The organism is Pseudonocardia xinjiangensis, from assembly GCF_012911925.1.
Classification (GTDB): domain Bacteria; phylum Actinomycetota; class Actinomycetes; order Mycobacteriales; family Pseudonocardiaceae; genus Pseudonocardia; species Pseudonocardia xinjiangensis.
The window spans coordinates 1-2,131 of the sequence record NZ_JAAXKY010000287.1 but is presented as its reverse complement, the minus strand read 5'-3'; the positions used below and the strand labels follow the sequence as shown (position 1 = coordinate 2,131).

At 73.5% G+C, this 2,131-nt stretch carries 2 protein-coding genes; both read right to left on the bottom strand.

Going from position 1 to position 2,131, the window contains the following annotated elements:
• Window positions 1–4: 4 nt before the first annotated feature.
• The gene (locus HF577_RS37040) at window positions 5–1,237 is read right to left on the bottom strand and encodes an MFS transporter (RefSeq protein ID WP_169400659.1); all 1,233 of its coding nucleotides are present in this window, start codon (window positions 1,235–1,237) and stop codon (window positions 5–7) included.
• The gene (locus HF577_RS37035; protein ID WP_169400658.1) at window positions 1,234–1,911 is read right to left on the bottom strand and encodes a GntR family transcriptional regulator; all 678 of its coding nucleotides are present in this window, start codon (window positions 1,909–1,911) and stop codon (window positions 1,234–1,236) included. The genes HF577_RS37040 and HF577_RS37035 overlap by 4 nt, the downstream gene beginning before the upstream one ends.
• Window positions 1,912–2,131 lie beyond the last annotated feature (220 nt).

Sequence of the window (2,131 nt, the reverse complement as noted above, 5' to 3'; positions counted from 1 at the left end):
GGGGCTAGCCGGGCACCGTCTCCGGTGCGTCGGGGGCCGGGACGACCACCGGGAGATGCGCCCGGGTGGAGGAGGCGATCACCGCCGTCCCCGTCAGCGCGATGAGGGCCAGCGCTCCCAGCATCACCGGGTAGCTCGCCAGCCCGGACAGCGCTGCGAGCACGGTCGGCAGCAGGAAGCCGACGTAGGCCAGCGCGTAGTAGACGCCGGTGATCCCGGCGAGCTCGGCGGCCGGCGTGATGCGCTGGATCTCGAGCAGCCCCGAGACCACGGCGATCCCGTACGCGCAGCCCAGCACCACCGCGGCGACGAGCGCCAGCCACGGCGAGCGCAGGTAGGCACCGACCACGCTGATCCCCAGCCCGCAGGACATGATGATCATGGAGATGACGACAGCACGTGCGTCGGTGACCCGGTCCAGGCGCTTGGCGATCGGCTGGACCGCGGCGCCCGCGCCGAGCGTGCAGACCGTGAGCAGCGTCGAGTACGCCAGGTCCCAGTGACCGAGCCGGCCACCGACCACCTGCGGCATGGTGGCGTAGGCCACTCCGGCCGCTCCGAAGACCCAGGGGGCCATCGGCAGGATGACGCGCAGAAAACGGGGGTGGCGCGCGGTGGGGACGCTGAACCGGGATGCCCCGGTCCCGACGACCCCGCCGACGGCCCGCGGACGGGTCTCGGGGCAGCGCAGCAGCAGCGGGAGCACCGCGGCCGTCAGGACCACGTGCACCACGTAGGGCGTCACCATCGGCCACGGCCCCCACTGCGCGAGCACACCGGCCACTCCCGCGCCGAGCCCGAAGCCCAGCGTCAGCGCGAGGGCCGGCCGCCGGGCCCCGGCGCCCGGCTTGGCCACGGTGTCGAAGGGTGGCTCCGAGAGCTCCTTCGTCCAGGTCGTGCCGACGGCCATGGCGATCGCCACCGCCACCCCGGTCACGAACCGGCCGAGGAAGATCGGCACCGGACCGGCCTCGCCCAGCGCGAGCAGCCCGCTCGCGAGCACCGAGAAGATCACGGCGGCGACTGTCAGGGGACGCCGGCCGTACCGGTTGGACAGCGCGCCGACCACCAGCAGCGCGGGGGCCAGCCCGACCACGTAGGCGCCGAGGAACTCGTCGACCGTGAGGACCGAGTAGCCGGCCGACTCCCGGTACATCACGAGCAGCGGGGTGAACTGGTTGCCGCCCCACCCGCAGCAGAACATCGCCGCCGCGACGGCGAGCCAGGAGCGCCTCATCGCCGCGACCCCCGTTCCGGACGGTGGGTGCCGTCGAGGTGCGACCGCAGCAGCTCCGCGAAACCGTCCGCGTCCCCCTCGGCGACCGCGTCGGCGAGCGCGCTGTGCTCGCGCAGCACGACCTCGACGTGTCCCCGGTTCGGGCCCAGCGCGTGGATGCTCATCCGGCGCTGCCGGTCGGCCAGCGTGGCGTAGAAGCGGGTGGTCAGCGCGTTGCCGCCGGCCGCCACGATGGCGCGGTGGAAGGCCTCGTCGGCGTCGGCGAAGGCCACCAGATCATCCGAGGCGGCGTGCTCGTGCTGCCGTCTGACGATCGCGCGCAGCCCGGCGGCGGCCTCGGACAGCGAGGCTCCGGTGTTGACCCCCCGCACCAGCCGGCGCACCGCGGCGGTCTCGATGGCCTCCCGCGCGTCGAGCACGTCGTCGGCCTCACCCGGCGCGACCGGCGCGACGACCGCCCCACGCTTGGGGATCAGGTGCAGCAGCTCCTCGGCCTGCAGCCGCAGGAACGCCTCCCGCACGGGAGTGCGGCTCATCCCGAGCCGCTCGGCGATGTCCCCCTCACTGAGCAGGTGGCCGGCGGGCAGCTCGCCGGTGAGCACGAGCTCCTTCGTGGCGAGGTAGGCGCGAACGGCGGCGGGCACCGTGGCGGAGTCGGAGGAGCTCTGGGGCATGACTCCGAGGCTAAGCCTGAGATACAAGCTTGTATCTATGACCTGCCGCTCACCGCGCCGGATCCCCGGCCCCGGCCCGTGTGGCGGGTCGATCGCCGTGAGATCCGCCTGTTCGCCCCGGTGGGGGCCGAAGCGTGGGTCTCGCAATGATCATGGTCGCGCTGGTCCACTCGCCGGCGATGTGATCGCCGTGAGATCCACGGATCCGCCCTGGTGGGGG

Excerpts from the sequence above, each read along its gene's own strand:
- HF577_RS37040 (WP_169400659.1), bottom strand. The coding sequence starts at position 1,237 with ATGAGGCGCTCCTGGCTCGCCGTCGCGGCGGCGATGTTCTGCTGCGGG.
- HF577_RS37035 (WP_169400658.1), bottom strand. The coding sequence starts at position 1,911 with ATGCCCCAGAGCTCCTCCGACTCCGCCACGGTGCCCGCCGCCGTTCGC.